Genomic DNA, 17,822 nt, shown 5'->3' on the forward strand with positions numbered 1-17,822 from the left:
AAGGGCGCGCTCACGAACCCCATCGACATGGTGATCTCATGAAAATTTCCGGCGTGGACATTCGTCCGGGCAACATCATCGAATATGAAGGCGGCCTGTGGCGCGCCGTAAAGATTCAGCACACGCAGCCCGGCAAGGGCGGCGCCTACATGCAGGTCGAGATGAAGAACCTGATGGACGGGCGCAAGACGAACAATCGTTTTCGTTCCTCGGAGACCGTCGAAAAAGTGCGCCTCGACACGAAGGACTTTCAGTTCTTGTATGCCGAGGGCGACATGCTGACCTTTATGGATACCGAGACGTTCGACCAGGTAACCTTACCGACAGATCTTCTTGGCGATGCATCGGCCTTTTTGCAGGATGGCATGCAGGTCATGCTCGAAATGTACGAGGAGAAGCCGATTTCGGTTCAGCTTCCCGAACAGGTCGAGGCAGAGATCGTCGAGGCCGATGCTGTGGTTAAGGGACAGACCGCGTCCAGCTCGTACAAGCCGGCCATGCTCGACAACGGCGTCCGCATCATGGTGCCGCCGCACATCACCAGCGGCACGCGGGTCGTTGTCGACGTGTATAGCCAGGAATATGTGAAGAGGGCTGACTGATCATGATGAGAACTGCCATTCTCGCCGCCGGCATTGCCGCCGCGGCCGCCACCGGCGTATCCGCGCAGCAGCAGGGCGAGCCGACGCAGGAGCAGCTTGAGACGGCTGTGAAGCATTTCCGTATCATCGGCGGTGCCATGCAGGTCGAGGAGGTTCCAGGCGAGATGAAGAATGCGCTGTTCGGCTGCATTTATTCCGCCCCGTTCCGCGAGATCAGCGAAAAAGCAACCGCCGTTATCGAGGCCAACGACCAGCTCTCCGTCGATAACAACCAGCATGTGCTGATGGCGCTTGCTGCGGTCTGCGGGTTCAAACCGCAGGCGGGGTCGGACAACTAAGTGCCCGCACGTCCCGCTCTCATTACCGTCATGGACCGCGCGGTCAGAAAGGCCGCACCCAGGCTGCGCCGCGATTTCGGAGAAGTGTCCGCGCTGCAGGTCAGCCGCAAGGGTCCGTCGGACTTCGTGTCGAACGCGGATCGGGAGGCGGAGCGCACGCTGGTCGACATCCTCAGCCAGGCGCGTCCTGACTGGGGTTTCGTGCTCGAGGAGGGCGAGGATATTCCCGGCCGTGACGGCACCGAGCGCTGGATCATCGACCCGCTGGACGGAACGACGAACTTCCTGCACTCCATCCCGCACTTCGCCATCTCCATTGCGGCAGAGATTCATGGCGATATACGCGCCGCCTGCATCTATCAGCCGCTAACCGACGAATTCTTCTGGGCGGAGAAGGGGAAGGGCGCGTTCCTGCACAACCAGCGCCTGCGCGTCTCCGGTCGGCGGGAGCTTGGCGACGCCTTGATCGCGACGGGCATTCCGTATCGCGGCCATGGCAATTTCGAGGAATGGGACGCGATCACGCAGGCGGTTGCGCCGCAGGTGGCGGGCATACGGCGCTTTGGCTCGGCGGCACTCGACCTGGCCTGGGTGGCGGCGGGCCGCTTCGACGGGTTCTGGGAAAAGGATCTCAGCTACTGGGACGTGGCGGCCGGCATGCTGATCGTGAAGGAGGCGGGCGGCTTTATCACGGACTATCGCGGTACGGATCGCCGTGTGGCCGAGGGGGAGATCGTGGCCGCGAATAATGGTCTGCACTCGAAACTTCACAAGCTGGTGGCGGGCGCGCTTCGCAAATAGCGCGCCTCCAACAACTCGCCGTTACCATTCGATGGCGATTTCGAACGTCTCCATCAAATCGGTCCAGACCGAGATCTGGTCGGCAAGATTTTCGCGGCTGACCCCGCCGAAGTCGAGATTCACGTCCATCTCCAGGACGGCATCGCCCTCCTCGTCGAGATAGGCATCGCCGAAACGCGTATCGCGATTGAAGGCATTGATGGCCGAGAGTTCGGTGCGCCCGTCCGTCTGGTATCCGGCATAGAATTGCAGCGTCGAGCAATCATCTCCGCTGCTGTTGCAATTGCTGAAGAACACGGAGAAGTCCGAGGCGCCGTTCGAGCTGAGGAGAGCGGGCTGGCCGCCGGGTGTCTGTTCCCAGCGACTCTCGAAACCACTTTCCTCGAGCACGGCGGATACAGTCTTTGGATCGGCACTGACATTCTGGGCCGCCGCCGGAACGGCAAGGGCGGCGATCAGCAGGGCCGAAATCGACGTCTCACGCATGCAAATTCCTTCGCTGTTCGCCTGAAAATTAAAGGCGTCTTGTGCTCGTAACGATGCGCGGCGGCGATTGTTCGTCGTGCGGACTGCTGCCCGGCGCACCTGCCGCCTTGCACCCCCCGGCTTGCCCGCCTAGAAGCGCCAGCGAAACGCAAAAATCCGAAAGTTTTGCCCATGGTGGCCGTCGCGGCGGAATATCTGCCCATCCTCATTTTTCTCGGCATCGCGATCGCGCTGTCGGCCGTCTTTGTCGGCTTGCCGATGCTGGTCTCGAACCTGACCGGCGCGCAAAACCCGTACGACGACAAGCTGGCCGAGTATGAGTGCGGGTTCCCGGCATTCGAGGATGCGCGCAATCAGTTCGACGTACGCTTCTACCTAGTTTCCATCCTCTTCATCATCTTCGACCTGGAAGTTGCCTTTCTGTTCCCATGGGCTGTCTCCTTGGGCGCAACGGGCGTCTTCGGCTGGGGTGCGATGATGGTCTTCCTTGGAATCCTGACCATCGGATTCATATATGAATGGAAGAAAGGAGCGCTGGAATGGGAGTAGAAGCACCCGCCGCGCGCACGCCGGCCACATTCGACATACCGACGGACCAGTTCGTCACAGACGTGAATGCCGAACTCGACAATAAGGGGTTCCTGACGACGACGACGGAGGAGCTGTTCAATTGGGCGCGCACCGGCTCGCTATGGTGGATGACGTTCGGCCTCGCCTGCTGTGCGGTCGAGATGATGCACACGAACATGCCGCGTTATGATATGGAGCGGTTCGGGGCCGCGCCGCGCGCCTCCCCGCGTCAGTCGGACGTGATGATCGTCGCCGGCACCCTGTGCAACAAGATGGCGCCGGCGCTGCGCCGCGTCTACGATCAGATGTCGGAGCCGCGCTACGTGATCTCCATGGGCTCCTGCGCCAATGGCGGCGGCTATTATCACTACAGCTATTCCGTGGTGCGCGGCTGCGATCGTATTGTACCGGTGGATATTTATGTGCCGGGCTGCCCGCCCTCTGCCGAGGCGCTGCTCTACGGCATCATGGCGTTGCAGCGGAAAATCCGCCGCGTCGGCACCTTCGAACGCTAAGAGGACTATTCATGCCCGCGCATCCCGCACCCCGCATGAACCCCTGCGAGGGGGTCGAGGCCGCATTCCCAGCCGCCGAGGCAAAGACCCATCGGGGCGAACTGACGCTCACCGTGCCGCGCGACGCGCTGTTCTCGACGCTGGCTGCGCTGCGTGACGAGCACGGTTTCCAGCAATTGATGGAAATTGCGGGCTGCGACTATCCGGAACGTCCCGAGCGGTTCGAGGTCAACTATCATCTGCTGTCGCTGACGAAGAACCAGCGAATCCGGGTGAAGGTTTTTGCCACCGAGCGAACGCCCGTTCCTTCCGTCACGTCGCTCTGGCCTGTCGCCGGATGGCTGGAGCGCGAGGTATGGGACCTTTACGGTGTCCTGTTCGACGGCAATCCCGACCATCGCCGTATTCTGACCGACTATGGGTTTTCGGGACATCCGTTCCGAAAGGACTTTCCGCTGACAGGCTATGTCGAACTGCGCTGGTCGGAGGAGCACAAGCGCGTCGTCTACGAGCCGGTGAAGTTGGCGCAGGACTTTCGCACGTTCGACTTCGAGAGCCCTTGGGAGGGACCGGAATATAGCCGCTACAATCTGCCGGGCGACGAGAAGGCGGAGGCTGTTGCCGCCGAGGCGGAAGGGAAGAGCGAATGACGGACGTTCTTGAAGACACCGCTGCCAAGGATGAGCCGGGGTCCGGTTCGATCACGATCGATTCGCAGACGGGCAGCGAGGAAACGACGACCGAAATCCAGAATTATTCCATGAATTTCGGGCCGCAGCATCCGGCGGCCCACGGCGTGTTGCGCCTGATCATGGAGATGGACGGCGAGATCATCGAGCGCATCGATCCGCATGTCGGCCTTTTGCACCGCGGCACCGAGAAGCTGATCGAATACAAGACATATTTGCAGGCGCTGCCCTATATGGACCGCCTCGATTATGTCAGCCCGATGTGCCAGGAGCACAGCTACGTCCTGGCCGTCGAGAAGCTGCTCGATCTCGAGGTGCCGCTTCGCGCGCAATATATCCGCACGATGTTCGCGGAGATCACGCGGATCACCAATCATATCCTGAACACCACCGCCCATGCGATGGACGTGGGCGCCATGACGCCGATGCTGTGGCTGTTCGAGGAGCGGGAATATATTTGCGAGTTCTACGAGCGCGCGTCGGGTGCCCGGTTCCATGCCGCCTATTTCCGGCCGGGCGGGGTGCATCAGGACCTACCGCCGAAGCTGCTGGCCGATATCGCAGAGTGGGCCGAGCGCTTTCCGAAGGTTCTCGCGGATTTCGAGGCGCTGGTTGCCGGCAATCGCATCTTCAAGCAGCGCAACGTCGATATCGGCATAATCTCGAAGGAAGACGCGGTGGCGTGGGGCTTCTCCGGTCCCTGCATTCGCGGTTCCGGCATCGCCTGGGACATCCGCAAGTCGCAGCCCTACGACGTGTATGATCGCATGGAGTTCGATATTCCGGTCGGCACCAGCGGGGATTGCTACGATCGCTTCATGGTTCGCATTCAGGAGATGAAGGAGAGCCTTAAGATCATCAAGCAGTGCGTCGCGGAGATGCCGGAGGGGCCGGTGATGGCGACGGACCCGAAGATCAGTCCACCGCGCCGGGGCGAGATGAAGCGCTCGATGGAGGCGCTGATCAATCACTTCAAGCTCTATACCGAGGGCTTTCACGTGCCGGAGGGCGAGGTCTACGTCGCGACCGAGAGCCCGAAGGGGGAATTCGGAATCTACTTGGTTTCCGATGGCAGCAACAAACCCTATCGCTGCAAGATTCGTCCCACGGCCTTCTCCCACCTTCAGGCGATGGAGTTCCTGTGCAAGGGGCACATGCTCGCGGATGCGCCGGCGGTGCTCGGTTCGCTCGACATCGTTTTCGGCGAGTGCGACCGCTAGAGCGGGAGCGTTCGGCGATGCGGTCTTCAGGGTGGCCCCGCTCCGCAGCCCATGCGATCCGTCTTGGCGCTGCCGGATTGTTTCTCCTCTGCCTAGCCGGCTGCGATGAGGATCCGGCGCCTTCGATCGGTGCCGCGCAGGATACGATCGCAACCGGCGATCTGCCAATGGCCTACCGGACGCCGCAGGCGATGATGCAGGCCATGGCGACCGGGCAGCTTTACGAGCGGCCGCCGCTATGCGACGGCTTCGTGGCGCGCGATAGCGATACGGGGAAAGAGGTCGACAATCTGTCGGCGCTCGCCCGGGCTGCCGAGGCCCGCGCCGGCAAGTCCCCGGCGGCGGTGCTGACGCAGGCCGTTGGGTTCGACCGGGCGGCGGGAACGGTGACATTCCTATCGACACCCGTCGGCAGCGACGGCGCGCCCTTTCGCAGCGAATGGACGCTTCGCGCGAGGGGCGACGGCGACCGGATCGAATGCGTGGAGCGCGTCCTTATTGAGAAGGCTTCTTAACTGACGGAATTCCGCGGCTCCGCGCGGAATGTGGCGGTTGCGAGATGAAGAAATGATAGGCATATCGCGCGCAAGCCATATGCCGGCCGCGCTGTTTCGTTCCTGCGCGGCAAATGCAAAACGAGAAACGAAGACATGACCGCAGCCACATATAGCAGCGTCGCCCACACGCACGAGATGGCGCCGGAAAAGCCGGATCATCACGCGTTCGACGGATTCCAGTGGACCGAAGAGAACGCCAAGTCGGCGGCTCGACAGATCGCCAAATATCCGGAGGGGCGTCAGCAGTCCGCGGTCATGGGGCTTCTGGATCTTGCCCAGCGGCAGATCGGCGTCCAGACGGAAACGCAGGGGTGGCTGCCAATTCCCGTCATCGAATTCGTAGCGAAGCAGCTGTCGATGCCGTACATTCGCGTCTACGAGGTTGCCAGCTTCTACACGATGTACAACCTCGCACCGGTCGGGAAGTACCATGTCCAGCTTTGCGGTACGACGCCGTGCATGCTGCGTGGTTCGGACGACGTGATGCGGGCGCTGAACGAGAAGGGCATCCGGAAGGGCAAGACGACCCCGGATGGTCTTTTCACGCTGACGGAGGTCGAATGCATGGGCAATTGCGCCAACGCGCCCATGCTGCAGATCAATGACGACAATTACGAGGATCTGGACGCGGACAGCACGGCGCGGATCATCGACGCACTCGCCGCGGGGGATCGACCGCAGCCCGGTTCGCAGACCGGTCGCAAGTCATCGGAGCCGGCGGGCGGACCGACGACGCTGAAGGAGTTCACGGCGTGACCGATTTCCTTAGCGACAAGGACCGGATTTTCACCAATCTCTACGGCTTTCAGTCGGCGGGTCTCGACGCGGCGACCAAGCGCGGCGATTGGGACAATACGAAGCGCTGGTTCGAAAACGGCCCCGATTGGGTGATCGAGCAGGTGAAGGCGTCCGGGCTGCGCGGTCGCGGCGGGGCGGGCTTCCCGACCGGCGTGAAGTGGTCATTCATGCCGAAAGAGCCGCCCGCCGACCGGCCGTCCTATCTCGTCATCAATGCCGATGAGTCGGAACCGGGCTCCTGCAAGGACCGGGAGATCATCCGGCACGATCCGCATAAGCTGCTCGAGGGCGCACTCATTGCTGGCTACGCCATGCGCGCGCGCGCAGCTTATATCTATATTCGGGGCGAATATATTCGCGAGGCGGAAGCGCTCCAGCGTGCTATAGACGAGGCTTACGACAAGGGGCTGCTCGGTAAGAACGCCGCGAAGTCGGGATATGATTTCGACGTCTACATGCATCGCGGCGCCGGCGCCTATATCTGCGGTGAGGAAACCGCGATGCTGGAAAGCTTGGAAGGAAAGAAGGGACAACCGCGCCTGAAGCCGCCCTTCCCGGCAGGGGCGGGCCTTTATGGTCACCCGACGACGGTGAATAACGTCGAATCGATCGCCGTGGTGCCGGAAATTCTGCGTCGGGGTTCGGGCTGGTTTTCCGGTTTTGGCCGTGAGAACAACCACGGAACCAAGCTCTTTCAGATTTCCGGTCATGTCGAGCGGCCGTGTGTCGTGGAGGAATCCATGTCGATCCCGTTCCGCGACCTGATCGAGCGGCACTGCGGCGGCATCACCGGCGGCTGGGACAATCTGCTGGCGGTCATTCCGGGCGGCTCGTCCGTGCCGCTGGTGCCGGCTGCGGAGATCATGGACTGCCCCATGGATTTCGATGGCCTGCGGGATCTGAAATCGGGTCTGGGCACCGCGGCGATCATCGTGATGGACAAATCGACCGACATCGTGCGCGCCATCAGCCGCATCTCCTATTTCTACAAGCATGAAAGCTGCGGCCAGTGCACGCCGTGCCGCGAGGGCACGGGCTGGATGTGGCGGGTCATGGAGCGGCTCGTGACGGGGCAGGCGGAGGTCGAGGAGATCGATATGCTGCATGATGTCACGAAAGAGGTCGAGGGACATACGATCTGCGCGCTTGGAGACGCGGCGGCCTGGCCGATCCAGGGGCTGATCCGTCACTTCCGCCCCGAACTCGAGCGCCGCATCGCCGCGCGCAAGAATGCCATGCTGGAGGCTGCTGAATAATGGTTCATATGCTCATCGGTCTGGTCGGCATTATCGTCATTGGCGGCGCCGCAATTACGGCGCTCATGCCCGATGATGCCTCCCGCCGCAGCGGCCCGGAGAATGGCTGGATGAACGCCGATTACGCGCAGCGCCTGAAGGCGGAGGAGAAGGAAAAGCGTCGTCTGGCCAAGGCCGCCAAGAAGGCCGGAAAGGACAATGCCGATGCCTAAGCTGACCGTCGATGGTATCGAGGTGGAGGTGCCGCAGGGGGCGACCGTGCTGCAGGCCTGCGAGGCGGCCGGCAAGGAGATCCCGCGTTTCTGTTATCACGAACGGCTGTCCATTGCTGGCAATTGCCGCATGTGCCTCGTGGAGATGGAAAAGTCGCCGAAGCCGGTGGCGAGCTGCGCCATGCCCGCCTCTGACGGGCAGGTCGTGAAGACCAACTCGGAAGTGACCAGGAAGGCGCGTGAGGGCGTCATGGAGTTCCTGCTGATCAATCACCCGCTCGATTGCCCCATTTGCGATCAGGGCGGCGAATGCGATCTGCAGGACCAGGCACTCAATTACGGCCGCGGACGCTCTCGCTACCAGGAAAACAAGCGGGCAGTGACCGAGAAATACATGGGTCCGATCATCAAGACGGTGATGACCCGCTGCATTCACTGCACGCGCTGCGTTCGTTTTGCCGAGGAGGTCGCCGGCGTCGAGGAGATCGGCGCCGTGGGCCGCGGCGAGAACATGCAGATCACGACGTACCTGGAACAGGCGGCGACGTCGGAGCTTAGCGGCAACGTCATCGATCTCTGTCCGGTCGGCGCGCTGACCTCGAAACCCTATGCGTTCGAAAGCCGGCCGTGGGAACTGGTCAAGACGAACGGCATCGACGTGATGGATGCCGTCGGCTCCAACGTCCGCTACGATAGTCGGGGGCCACAGGTTCTGCGGGTGCTGCCGCGAGTGAATGACGACGTCAACGAGGAGTGGCTGTCGGATAAGGGGCGCTACGGTCCGCTCGGTCTGATGAAGCGTCGCCTCGATGCGCCCTATATTCGGGAGAATGGCAAGCTGCGCCGCGCGACCTGGAAGGACGCGTTCGCGGCCGTCAAAAGAGGGCTGTCCGGTCTCGGCGGCGAGCAAATCGGCGCGATCGCGGGCGATCTGGTCGACGTCGAGAGCATGGTCGCCCTCAAGGATCTTCTCGCGCAGCTCGGCTCCAGCCGCCATGAATGTCGTCAGGATGGCGCGCAGCTTGGTGGCGAGATTTCCGGTGTCCGTGCAAGCTATCTGTTCAACACCGGCATCGCGCCGCTGGAGACCGCCGATGTGGTGCTCCTGATCGGTTCCAATCCGCGGTGGGAAGCGCCGCTGGTGAATACGCGCATCCGTAAAGCGGTTCGCAGGGGAGCGGCCAAAGTCTTCGCCATCGGGCCCGAGGTCGATCTGACCTATGAGGCCGAATGGCTGGGGGGCGATCTCACGGTGCTCGGATCGCTGCCGCAAGCGGTGGTCGACGCGCTGAAGGGCGCGGAGCGCCCGGCCGTGATCGTCGGGCAGGGCGCACTGGCGCGGACCGACGGCGCCGGCGTTCTGGCCGCTGTGGAAACGCTGGTGCGCGATTTCAATCTGGTTCGCGATGGATGGAACGGTTTCAACGTGCTGCACACCGCCGCTGGGCGAGTCGGCGGCCTTGATATCGGCTTTACAGCAGAGGGCGGAGTCTCCCGCATTCTAGCCGATGCGGAGTCCGGTGCTCTGAAGGCCCTGTTCCTGCACGGTGCTGACGAGATTGATGCTGGCGCGCTTCCGGGCGTATTCAAGATTTACGTCGGTCATCATGGCGACCGCGGTGTCCGTCATGCCGATGTGATCCTGCCGGCCGCGAGCTTTGCCGAAAAGGATGCGACCTGGGTGAACATGGAAGGCCGCGTGCAGCGCTCGAACCGCGCGGTGTTCCCGCCGGGCGATGCCCGAGAGGACTGGGCAATCTTTCGCGCCCTTTCGGATGTGCTGGGCAGTCCGCTCGGCTATGATGATATGGACGCACTGCGTGCGCGGATCGCACGAGAATTTCCCCTCTTGGCGGACGAAGGGCTTGCGGTCGTCGGGTGGGATTCCTTTTCCATTCCGGGACGCAGCGAAGTTCAGCCGGAGCCCGTGCGGTATTCGTTCGAGAATTACTACATGACCAATCCCGTCGCGCGCGCGTCGGAGGTGATGCAGCAATGTTCGGAAATCATCCTGCACGGCAATGAGGATGTGCTGGAGGCTGCCGAATAATGGTTGCGTTCTTCCAAACCCATCTGGGCGACGTGTTCGGCTATCTGGTGGGGTACACCCTGCTCGTGCTGGCGATCGTGCTGCCGGTGCTGATCGGCGTTGCCTATGCCGTTTATGCAGACCGCAAGATCTGGGCGGCGGCCCAGATGCGGCGCGGACCCAATGTGGTCGGACCGTTCGGCCTGCTGCAGTCCTTTGCCGACGGCCTGAAGGTGTTCCTGAAGGAGACGATCATCCCGGCCGGCGCCAATAAGGGCGTCTTTTTGCTCGCACCGATGATCACCTTTACCCTGGCGCTCGTTGGCTGGGCGGTCATTCCCTTCTCCGCTGAACTGGTTCTTGCGGATATCAATGTCGGCATTCTCTACATCTTTGCGGTGTCCTCGCTTGGTGTTTACGGCATCATCATGTCCGGCTGGGCGTCGAACAGTAAATATCCGTTTATCGGCGGCTTACGGTCGGCGGCTCAGATGGTGTCTTACGAAGTCTCCATCGGCTTCATCGTGATCTGTGTCGTTCTGTGGGCGAACAGCTTCAATCTCAGCACGATCGTTGAGGCGCAGCGCGGCACGGTTCTCGGGTTCATCAACATGAACCTCTTCAACCCGCTGCTTTTTCCGATGGCGATCATGTTCTTTATCTCCGCGCTTGCGGAAACGAATCGCCCACCCTTCGACCTGCCGGAGGCCGAGGCCGAACTCGTCGCCGGTTACCAGACCGAATATTCCTCGATGAGCTTCGCGCTGTTCTGGCTGGGCGAATATGGCGCCATCCTGCTGATGTGCGCGCTGACGAGCGTGCTGTTTCTGGGTGGGTATCTGCCGCCGCTCGACATTCCGTTGCTCTACGTCGTTCCGGGCTTCATCTGGCTGCTTCTGAAGATCGCCTTCATGTTCTTCCTGTTTGCCTGGGTGTTCGCGACGGTGCCGCGCTATCGGTACGACCAGCTGATGCGCCTCGGCTGGAAGGTGTTTCTGCCGGTCAGCCTGTTCTGGGTGTTCCTGGTCTCCGGCTATCTGATGTTCGTAACCCCGGGTCATTTCCAATGAGCTTCGCACAAACCGCCAAATCCTTCCTGCTGCTGGAATTTGTGAAGGGCATGGGCCTGACGCTGAAATATATGTTCCGGCCGAAGGCCACGGTGAACTATCCCTTTGAAAAGGGACCTGTCAGCCCGCGCTTTCGCGGCGAGCATGCGCTGCGCCGTTATGCCAATGGGGAAGAGCGCTGCATCGCCTGTAAGCTGTGCGAGGCGATTTGCCCGGCGCAGGCGATCACGATCGAGGCAGAGCCGCGCGAAGATGGTTCCCGCCGGACGACGCGCTACGATATCGACATGACGAAGTGCATCTATTGCGGTTTCTGTCAGGAGGCCTGTCCCGTTGATGCCATTGTCGAGGGGCCGAATTTCGAGTTCGCGACCGAAACGCGCGAGGAACTGATCTACGACAAGTTCAAACTGCTTGAAAACGGCGAGCGCTGGGAGCCTGCGCTGGCCGCGAATCTTGCGGCGGATGCTGCCTACCGCTAGGGCGGCGCCAATTCACGGGACCGCCCGTCCGGCGCTTGTGCCGGGCATCCGTGCAGGGGGACGGTTCGAAAGAAGAATGTTCGGCGGCCTTCAACCGCCGGACGGCACGGAAGCCGGCATGTCGCCGGAATTTGAAGCAAAGGGTAAGCGGGGACCGGCATGGTCGAAGCGATCATCTTCTACATGCTGGCAGGCATCGTGCTCATTTCGGGTACTGCGGTGATCCTGTCGAAGAACCCGGTGCACTCCGTGCTGTGGTTGATCTTGGCATTCTTCAATTCAGCCGGGCTGTTCCTGTTGCTGGGCGCGGAGTTTCTGGCGATGCTGCTGGTCATCGTCTACGTCGGTGCGGTTGCCGTGCTGTTCCTGTTCGTCGTCATGATGCTCGACATCGATTTCGCCGAACTGCGCGCCGGCTTCGTTTCCTATCTTCCCTTCGGCCTTATCCTGGCAGGCGTTCTGGCGGCGGAGCTGATCGTCGCCGCGGGCGCTGCGGCGCTGATCGGCCAGCCCGAAATGGGCGTGGCCGCGGCGAACGTCGCAGCCGGTGCCGCTGCGAGCGGAGACGTTTCCAATACGGAGGCGATCGGCGCGCTGCTTTATACGCGCTACGTCTACGTGTTTCAGGGGGCCGGCATGATCCTCCTCACCGCCATGGTGGGGGCAATCGTGCTGACGCACCGGCAGCGCGGCGGCGTCAAGAAACAGAACATCATGCGCCAGGTCGCCCGCCGTCCGGAAGACGCGGTGCGCATCACCAAACCCAATACAGGTGAGGGGGTCGAGCTGTGATCGGTCTCGAACATTATCTAACCGTTGCGGCGATCCTGTTCGTTCTCGGGGTCCTCGGCATCGCGCTGAATCGCAAGAACGTCATCGTGATCCTGATGTCCGTGGAGCTGATCCTGCTGGCCGTGAACATCAATCTCGTAGCCTTCTCCTCATTCCTCGGCGACCTGACCGGACAAATTTTCGCGATGTTCGTCCTGACCGTCGCGGCGGGCGAGGCGGCTATCGGGCTTGCGATCCTCGTTCTCTATTTCCGCAACCGTGGCACGATCGCGGTCGACCAGATCAACCAGATGAAGGGCTGACGGGCGCGTGCTTCAGATCGTCGTATTCCTGCCGCTGCTGACGGCGCTTGTTGCCGGGCTCGGTAACCGTGCGCTCGGCAACATGCTCGCGAAGAGCGTGACGACCGGTGGCCTGTTTATTTCCGCGGCGCTGTCCTGGGTCATCTTTTTCCAGGTCGGTTTCGGCGACACAAGCTACGTCGAGCCCGTGATGGACTGGTTCCGCTCGGGCGATCTTGACGTGAACTGGGCGCTGCGTCTCGATACGCTGACAGCGGTCATGCTGATCGTGGTGACGACGGTGTCGGCGCTCGTACATCTCTACAGCTGGGGTTACATGGCAGAGGATCCGGATCAGCCCCGATTCTTTGCCTATCTGTCGCTGTTCACCTTCGCCATGTTGATGCTGGTGACGGCCGACAATCTGGTGCAACTCTTCTTCGGCTGGGAGGGGGTCGGCCTCGCCTCGTACCTCCTTATCGGTTTCTGGTATTACAAGCCGAGCGCCAACGCTGCCGCCATCAAGGCGTTCGTGGTCAACCGCGTTGGCGATTTCGGCTTTTCGCTGGGCATTTTCGGCGTCTTCATGGTGTTCGGAACCACGGACATTTCCGCCATTAACAGCGGCGCGAGCGCGCTTACCGGGCAAACCATCACGTTTCTGGGAGCTGAGGTCGATCTGCTGACGACGCTGTGCCTGCTGCTTTTCGTCGGCGCGATGGGCAAGTCGGCTCAGCTTGGTCTGCACACATGGTTGCCGGACGCGATGGAGGGCCCGACGCCGGTCTCCGCTCTCATTCATGCCGCTACGATGGTCACGGCCGGCGTCTTCATGGTCTGCCGCCTGTCGCCGCTGTTCGAGGCGGCGCCCGCCGCGATGACCGTGGTCACTTATGTCGGGGCCGCAACGGCTCTGTTCGCCGCGACTGTCGGCACGGTGCAGACAGATATCAAGCGGGTCATCGCTTATTCGACCTGTTCGCAGCTCGGCTACATGTTCTTTGCCGCGGGCGTCGGCGCCTATGGCGCGGCGATGTTCCACCTGTTCACGCACGCGTTCTTCAAGGCGCTGCTGTTCCTGGGGGCGGGCTCGGTCATCCACGCCATGCATCATGAGCAGGACATGCGGCACTATGGCGCCCTGCGTAAGGAAATCCCGCTGACCTATTGGGCTATGATGTTCGGAACGCTCGCGATTACCGGCGTCGGCATCCCGCTGGCCGGCATTGGTTTTGCCGGGTTTTATTCCAAGGACATGATCATCGAGAGCGCATTCGCGGCCGGCAGCCAGGCGGGGTATATCGCCTTTGCCGTCGGCGTGTTTGCGGCGCTGCTGACCAGCTTCTATTCTTGGCGGCTCGTCTTCCTGACATTCTTCGGAGAGGCGCGCTGGGCAGGCAGCGAGCATGTCCAGCATGCTGTGCACGATCATCCGTCGGACGAGGACTCGGGCGACGAGCCCGCCCATCCGGCAAAGCCGCTGCCCGCCACGGGCACGGGCGGTTATCATCCGCATGAAAGCCCTGTGAACATGCTGGTGCCGCTTGGTGTGCTGTCCCTCGGCGCCATCTTTGCCGGCTTCCTCGGCTACCATGTCTTCGTCGGCGAAGAATCCGGCAGCGCGTTCTGGCGTGGCAGCATTGCCTTTTCGGCGGAACTGATCGAGCATGCGCATCACGTGCCGACCTGGGTGAAGCTGTCGCCCTTCATCGCCATGCTGACGGGCCTCGCCATTGCGTGGTGGAATTATATCTACCGGCCGGAAGGGCGCGCCGGGTTCGTGTCCACGTTCCGCGGACTCTACAATTTCCTTCTCAACAAATGGTATTTCGACGAGCTTTATCATTATGTGTTCATGGTCCCGGCGATGTGGCTTGGCCGCTTCTTCTGGAAGCGCGGGGATGAGGGCACGATCGACCGCTTCGGTCCGAACGGGCTCAGCGCCCTTGTGGTGCGCGGTTCGGGTGTCGCCCGCTACATCCAGTCCGGTTATCTCTATACCTATGCGCTCGTCATGCTGATCGGCCTCGCTGCGGCGGCTGCCTGGTTCCTGCCGCAAGCGCTGGGAGGCCAGTGATGGAGTTCCCCATTCTTACCGTCATGATTCTGCTGCCGCTGATCAGCGGCGCCGCGCTTCTGCTGTGGCCCGGCGACGAAGATGGCCGTGCGAACAGTGCGCGCTGGCTGGCACTCGGCACGACGCTCATTGAACTCGTCCTCGGAATTGCTCTTTGGCTGGGCTTCGATACGGGGACGAGTGCGTTTCAGTACCGCGAGACGGTGCCATTGTTCGAGCCGTATTTCTCCTGGGCGCTCGGAATTGACGGCATCAGTCTCGTTCTGATCGCGCTCAGCGTGTTCCTGATGCCGATCTGCATCCTGGCGAGCTGGCAGAGCGTGAAGACGCGTGTCCCGGAATATATGGCGGCGTTCATGCTGATGGAGGCGTTGATGATCGGCGTCTTCGCCGCAACGGACCTCTTCCTCTTCTACGTCATGTTCGAGGGCGGCCTCATTCCGATGTATCTGATCATCGGCATCTGGGGCGGCACCAATCGCATCTACGCCAGCTACAAATTCTTTCTCTACACGCTGCTCGGCTCGGTCCTGATGCTGCTGGCGATGATGTACATGGTCAGTGCCGCCGAAACGACCGACATTCCGACGCTGATGGCCTATGATTTCGATCCGCAGGTCCAGGTTTGGCTGTGGCTGGCCTTCTTCGCCAGCTTTGCCGTGAAGATGCCGATGTGGCCGGTCCACACATGGCTGCCCGATGCCCACGTGCAGGCGCCAACGGCAGGATCGGTGATCCTGGCCGGCGTTCTTTTGAAGATGGGCGGCTACGGCTTCATCCGCTTTTCGCTGCCGATGTTCCCGGACGCTTCTGTCGAGCTGATGTGGCTGGTGTTCGGCCTCTCGATGGTTGCCGTGGTCTATACCTCGCTCGTTGCGCTGGCGCAGAACGACATGAAGAAACTGATCGCCTATTCCTCGGTTGCGCATATGGCGTTCGTCACGGTGGGCCTGTTCGGCTTCAATCAGCAGGCGCTTGAGGGGTCGATCGTCGTCATGCTGTCGCATGGCCTGGTTTCCGGCGCGCTCTTCCTGTGCGTAGGCGTCGTCTACGACCGTTTGCACACGCGCGAGATTTCGGCCTATGGCGGCGTTGCGAACATCATGCCGCGCTATGCGATCTTCTTCATGCTGTTCACCATGGCATCTGTCGGTTTGCCGGGGACGTCGGGGTTCGTCGGTGAATTTCTGGTAATGCTCGGTGCGTTCAAGACCTCCACCTGGGCGGTTTTCGTGGTGTGCACCGGGATCATTCTCGGCGCCGCCTACATGCTGTTTCTCTACCGCCGCGTCGTTTTCGGCACGGTGACGAGCGAGGCGGTTGCCGGCATGAGGGATCTTAGCGTGCGCGAGTATATCTGCCTGGTGCCGATCGCCGTCGCGACCCTGTGGATGGGCATTGCGCCCAATGTGTTCATCGATCCCGTCCGTGCACCCGTTGCGGATATCGTCGCCCGCCTCAACGCCGCGGGCGCGCCGCAGCAGGAGGTGGCGGGCAGCGCCGATGATGTATCCGCGCCGCTTGCCGGTGCTGCAAACCTGCCCGCCCGCGTCCTCGGTGCCGTCGCGGAGGCTACAGAATGAACGAGCTTGTCATGCAGCCGCTGTCGCAGTCCCTGTCCATTGCCGCGCCGGAGCTGACGCTCGCCCTCGGCCTGATGTCGCTGTTGATGCTCGGCGTCTTTCGCGGCGACCGTAGCCTTGTCGGCCTGACCTGGGGCGCAGTGATCATCTACATCATTGCCGGTCTGTCGCTGGTGAACGATCCAGCAAGCCGGTTCGCCTTTGACGGGCTGTATGTCGCTGACAATTTCTCCGCCTTTCTGAAGGTGATCATCTTCGCTGCCGCCGGCGTCTGCAGCGTCATCGCCCTTCCGTATCTAAAGCGGGCGCGGTCGGATAAATTCGAATATCCCGTCATCATCATGTTGGCGGCGCTCGGCATGTCCATGATGGTATCGGCGGCCGACCTACTGTCGCTTTATGTCGGACTGGAGTTGCAGAGCCTGGCAGCCTACGTGCTCGCCGCCTTCCATCGGAACGAGGCGCGCTCGTCCGAAGCCGGTCTAAAATATTTTGTGCTGGGCGCGCTGGCGTCGGGCATCCTCCTCTACGGGATCAGCCTCGTCTACGGCTTCAGCGGCACGACGAGCTTCGCCGTCCTCGGGCCGCTGCTTGGGGCCGGGTCGTCTATCGGCTTGACGATCGGGCTTGTATTCATCCTGGCCGGGCTCGCGTTCAAGGTGTCTGCCGTCCCGTTCCATATGTGGACGCCGGATGTGTATCAGGGGGCACCGACGCCGGTTGCGGCCTTCTTCGCCTCCGCCCCGAAGGCCGCGGCGATGGGCCTTCTGGTCCGCGTCAGCATGGAAGCGTTCGGCGGGATTGCCGATCAGTGGCAGCAGGTCGTCGCCTTTGCCGCCGTGGCCTCCATGATCCTCGGCGCGGTCGGCGCGATCGGCCAGACGTCGATCAAGCGCCTGCTGGCCTATTCTTCAATCAACAATATCGGCTTTGCGCTGATCGGGCTCGCGTCGGCGACGGCGGACGGAATATCCGGCGTCCTCTTCTACATGGCCGTCTACCTGGCAATGACGATCGGGGCGTTCCTCGTCGTTCTTTCGCTGCGGGACGCCGACGGCCGCCTTCTCGACGAGATGAACGCGCTCAGCGGCCTTTCCCGCTCGCGTCCGGGCATGGCACTGGCGCTCGCGATCTTCATGTTCTCGCTGGCTGGAATCCCGCCGCTTCTTGGATTCTGGCCGAAGTTCAGTGTCTTCAACGCAGCCATTGCGTCGGAACATTATGTGCTGGCGGTCATCGGCGTGGTGACATCGGTTGTGGGAGCGTTCTACTATCTGCGCGTCGTGAAGCTCGCCTATTTTGATGAGCCGCTCGGCGTCCTCGCGCCGCAGGAAAGCCGCATCAACGGTGCGGTCATGGCAGTGGCGGCGATCTTCTGCTCCCCGATCGGCATGCTTGCCATCGGGCCGATCGTCCGCGCGGCCCAGTCGGCGTCCGTATCAATGCTCTCCTTCTAACGGGACC

At 61.8% G+C, this 17,822-nt stretch carries 19 protein-coding genes and 1 pseudogene; 19 read left to right on the forward strand and 1 reads right to left on the reverse strand.

Features of this window, described 5'->3' with window-relative positions:
* The first annotated feature begins 38 nt into the window (after positions 1 to 38).
* From efp to C725_RS00965, 3 genes are read left to right on the forward strand one after another with little or no spacing between them, the layout of a single operon-like run.
* A complete protein-coding gene (efp, locus tag C725_RS00955; RefSeq protein ID WP_008599576.1) occupies positions 39 to 602 on the forward strand; it encodes an elongation factor P in 564 nt (187 codons plus the stop codon).
* Positions 603 to 604: 2 nt separating this feature from the next.
* On the forward strand, positions 605 to 940 hold the full coding sequence (locus tag C725_RS00960) for a hypothetical protein (RefSeq protein WP_008599577.1): 336 nt from the start codon (positions 605 to 607) through the stop codon (positions 938 to 940).
* Positions 941 to 1,741, forward strand: a complete 801-nt coding sequence (locus C725_RS00965) for an inositol monophosphatase family protein (RefSeq protein WP_008599578.1) — start codon at positions 941 to 943, stop codon at positions 1,739 to 1,741.
* Between the two features lie 21 nt (positions 1,742 to 1,762).
* Here the strand turns inward: C725_RS00965 and C725_RS00970 are convergent, their stop codons facing one another.
* Positions 1,763 to 2,227, reverse strand: a complete 465-nt coding sequence (locus C725_RS00970) for a YbjN domain-containing protein (protein WP_008599579.1) — start codon at positions 2,225 to 2,227, stop codon at positions 1,763 to 1,765.
* 171 nt (positions 2,228 to 2,398) lie between these two features.
* On the opposite strand from C725_RS00970, the gene ndhC reads away from it, so the two are divergent.
* The 16 genes and pseudogenes from ndhC (at position 2,399) to nuoN (ending at position 17,815) form a co-directional block, all read left to right on the forward strand.
* On the forward strand, positions 2,399 to 2,776 hold the full coding sequence (ndhC, locus tag C725_RS00975; protein ID WP_008599581.1) for an NADH-quinone oxidoreductase subunit A: 378 nt from the start codon (positions 2,399 to 2,401) through the stop codon (positions 2,774 to 2,776).
* Positions 2,767 to 3,312, forward strand: a complete 546-nt coding sequence (locus tag C725_RS00980) for a NuoB/complex I 20 kDa subunit family protein (protein ID WP_008599582.1) — start codon at positions 2,767 to 2,769, stop codon at positions 3,310 to 3,312. The genes ndhC and C725_RS00980 overlap by 10 nt, the downstream gene beginning before the upstream one ends.
* A 35-nt stretch (positions 3,313 to 3,347) precedes the next feature.
* A pseudogene (locus C725_RS00985) lies at positions 3,348 to 3,926 on the forward strand (NADH-quinone oxidoreductase subunit C); the annotation flags it as partial.
* A 146-nt stretch (positions 3,927 to 4,072) separates the two neighbouring features.
* On the forward strand, positions 4,073 to 5,221 hold the full coding sequence (locus C725_RS00990; protein ID WP_243442678.1) for an NADH-quinone oxidoreductase subunit D: 1,149 nt from the start codon (positions 4,073 to 4,075) through the stop codon (positions 5,219 to 5,221).
* Positions 5,222 to 5,238: 17 nt separating this feature from the next.
* Positions 5,239 to 5,736 carry a hypothetical protein gene (locus C725_RS00995; protein ID WP_008599586.1) on the forward strand — a complete coding sequence of 166 codons (498 nt, stop codon included), beginning with the start codon at positions 5,239 to 5,241 and terminating at the stop codon, positions 5,734 to 5,736.
* 135 nt (positions 5,737 to 5,871) lie between these two features.
* Positions 5,872 to 6,534, forward strand: a complete 663-nt coding sequence (locus C725_RS01000) for a complex I 24 kDa subunit family protein (RefSeq protein ID WP_008599587.1) — start codon at positions 5,872 to 5,874, stop codon at positions 6,532 to 6,534.
* Positions 6,531 to 7,832 carry an NADH-quinone oxidoreductase subunit NuoF gene (nuoF, locus tag C725_RS01005; RefSeq protein WP_008599588.1) on the forward strand — a complete coding sequence of 434 codons (1,302 nt, stop codon included), beginning with the start codon at positions 6,531 to 6,533 and terminating at the stop codon, positions 7,830 to 7,832. Before C725_RS01000 ends, nuoF begins: the two co-directional genes overlap by 4 nt.
* Positions 7,832 to 8,044: a hypothetical protein gene (locus tag C725_RS01010; protein ID WP_008599589.1), complete on the forward strand. Its 213-nt coding sequence runs from the start codon at positions 7,832 to 7,834 to the stop codon at positions 8,042 to 8,044. The genes nuoF and C725_RS01010 overlap by 1 nt, the downstream gene beginning before the upstream one ends.
* On the forward strand, positions 8,037 to 10,094 hold the full coding sequence (nuoG, locus tag C725_RS01015) for an NADH-quinone oxidoreductase subunit NuoG (RefSeq protein ID WP_008599590.1): 2,058 nt from the start codon (positions 8,037 to 8,039) through the stop codon (positions 10,092 to 10,094). The genes C725_RS01010 and nuoG overlap by 8 nt, the downstream gene beginning before the upstream one ends.
* Positions 10,094 to 11,143: an NADH-quinone oxidoreductase subunit NuoH gene (gene nuoH / locus C725_RS01020; RefSeq protein ID WP_008599591.1), complete on the forward strand. Its 1,050-nt coding sequence runs from the start codon at positions 10,094 to 10,096 to the stop codon at positions 11,141 to 11,143. The genes nuoG and nuoH overlap by 1 nt, the downstream gene beginning before the upstream one ends.
* Positions 11,140 to 11,625 (forward strand): NADH-quinone oxidoreductase subunit NuoI, encoded by a 486-nt coding sequence (nuoI, locus tag C725_RS01025; protein WP_008599592.1) that lies wholly within the window; start codon positions 11,140 to 11,142, stop codon positions 11,623 to 11,625. Before nuoH ends, nuoI begins: the two co-directional genes overlap by 4 nt.
* A gap of 159 nt (positions 11,626 to 11,784) precedes the next feature.
* Complete coding sequence (locus C725_RS01030) at positions 11,785 to 12,417, forward strand: NADH-quinone oxidoreductase subunit J (RefSeq protein ID WP_008599593.1); 633 nt, start codon at positions 11,785 to 11,787, stop codon at positions 12,415 to 12,417.
* Positions 12,414 to 12,719, forward strand: a complete 306-nt coding sequence (gene nuoK, locus C725_RS01035; protein WP_008599594.1) for an NADH-quinone oxidoreductase subunit NuoK — start codon at positions 12,414 to 12,416, stop codon at positions 12,717 to 12,719. The genes C725_RS01030 and nuoK overlap by 4 nt, the downstream gene beginning before the upstream one ends.
* Positions 12,720 to 12,726: 7 nt before the next feature.
* On the forward strand, positions 12,727 to 14,775 hold the full coding sequence (gene nuoL / locus C725_RS01040) for an NADH-quinone oxidoreductase subunit L (RefSeq protein WP_008599595.1): 2,049 nt from the start codon (positions 12,727 to 12,729) through the stop codon (positions 14,773 to 14,775).
* Positions 14,775 to 16,358: an NADH-quinone oxidoreductase subunit M gene (locus C725_RS01045; RefSeq protein WP_008599596.1), complete on the forward strand. Its 1,584-nt coding sequence runs from the start codon at positions 14,775 to 14,777 to the stop codon at positions 16,356 to 16,358. The genes nuoL and C725_RS01045 overlap by 1 nt, the downstream gene beginning before the upstream one ends.
* The gene (nuoN, locus tag C725_RS01050) at positions 16,355 to 17,815 is read left to right on the forward strand and encodes an NADH-quinone oxidoreductase subunit NuoN (RefSeq protein WP_008599597.1); all 1,461 of its coding nucleotides are present in this window, start codon (positions 16,355 to 16,357) and stop codon (positions 17,813 to 17,815) included. The genes C725_RS01045 and nuoN overlap by 4 nt, the downstream gene beginning before the upstream one ends.
* Positions 17,816 to 17,822: the final 7 nt, after the last annotated feature.

It is taken from the genome of Pacificimonas flava, assembly GCF_000342165.1.
Taxonomy (GTDB): domain Bacteria; phylum Pseudomonadota; class Alphaproteobacteria; order Sphingomonadales; family Sphingomonadaceae; genus Pacificimonas; species Pacificimonas flava.

Bases quoted from the DNA above. Each gene is read 5' to 3' on its own strand.
- nuoH (WP_008599591.1), top strand. From the start codon at position 10,094: ATGGTTGCGTTCTTCCAAACCCATCTGGGCGACGTGTTCGGCTATCTG.
- C725_RS01030 (WP_008599593.1), top strand. From the start codon at position 11,785: ATGGTCGAAGCGATCATCTTCTACATGCTGGCAGGCATCGTGCTCATT.
- nuoG (WP_008599590.1), top strand. From the start codon at position 8,037: ATGCCTAAGCTGACCGTCGATGGTATCGAGGTGGAGGTGCCGCAGGGG.
- C725_RS00995 (WP_008599586.1), top strand. From the start codon at position 5,239: ATGCGGTCTTCAGGGTGGCCCCGCTCCGCAGCCCATGCGATCCGTCTT.
- C725_RS00960 (WP_008599577.1), top strand. From the start codon at position 605: ATGATGAGAACTGCCATTCTCGCCGCCGGCATTGCCGCCGCGGCCGCC.
- C725_RS00980 (WP_008599582.1), top strand. From the start codon at position 2,767: ATGGGAGTAGAAGCACCCGCCGCGCGCACGCCGGCCACATTCGACATA.
- C725_RS01010 (WP_008599589.1), top strand. From the start codon at position 7,832: ATGGTTCATATGCTCATCGGTCTGGTCGGCATTATCGTCATTGGCGGC.
- C725_RS00970 (WP_008599579.1), bottom strand. From the start codon at position 2,227: ATGCGTGAGACGTCGATTTCGGCCCTGCTGATCGCCGCCCTTGCCGTT.
- nuoN (WP_008599597.1), top strand. From the start codon at position 16,355: ATGAACGAGCTTGTCATGCAGCCGCTGTCGCAGTCCCTGTCCATTGCC.
- efp (WP_008599576.1), top strand. From the start codon at position 39: ATGAAAATTTCCGGCGTGGACATTCGTCCGGGCAACATCATCGAATAT.
- C725_RS00990 (WP_243442678.1), top strand. From the start codon at position 4,073: ATGAATTTCGGGCCGCAGCATCCGGCGGCCCACGGCGTGTTGCGCCTG.
- C725_RS01000 (WP_008599587.1), top strand. From the start codon at position 5,872: ATGACCGCAGCCACATATAGCAGCGTCGCCCACACGCACGAGATGGCG.
- C725_RS01045 (WP_008599596.1), top strand. From the start codon at position 14,775: ATGGAGTTCCCCATTCTTACCGTCATGATTCTGCTGCCGCTGATCAGC.
- ndhC (WP_008599581.1), top strand. From the start codon at position 2,399: ATGGTGGCCGTCGCGGCGGAATATCTGCCCATCCTCATTTTTCTCGGC.
- nuoI (WP_008599592.1), top strand. From the start codon at position 11,140: ATGAGCTTCGCACAAACCGCCAAATCCTTCCTGCTGCTGGAATTTGTG.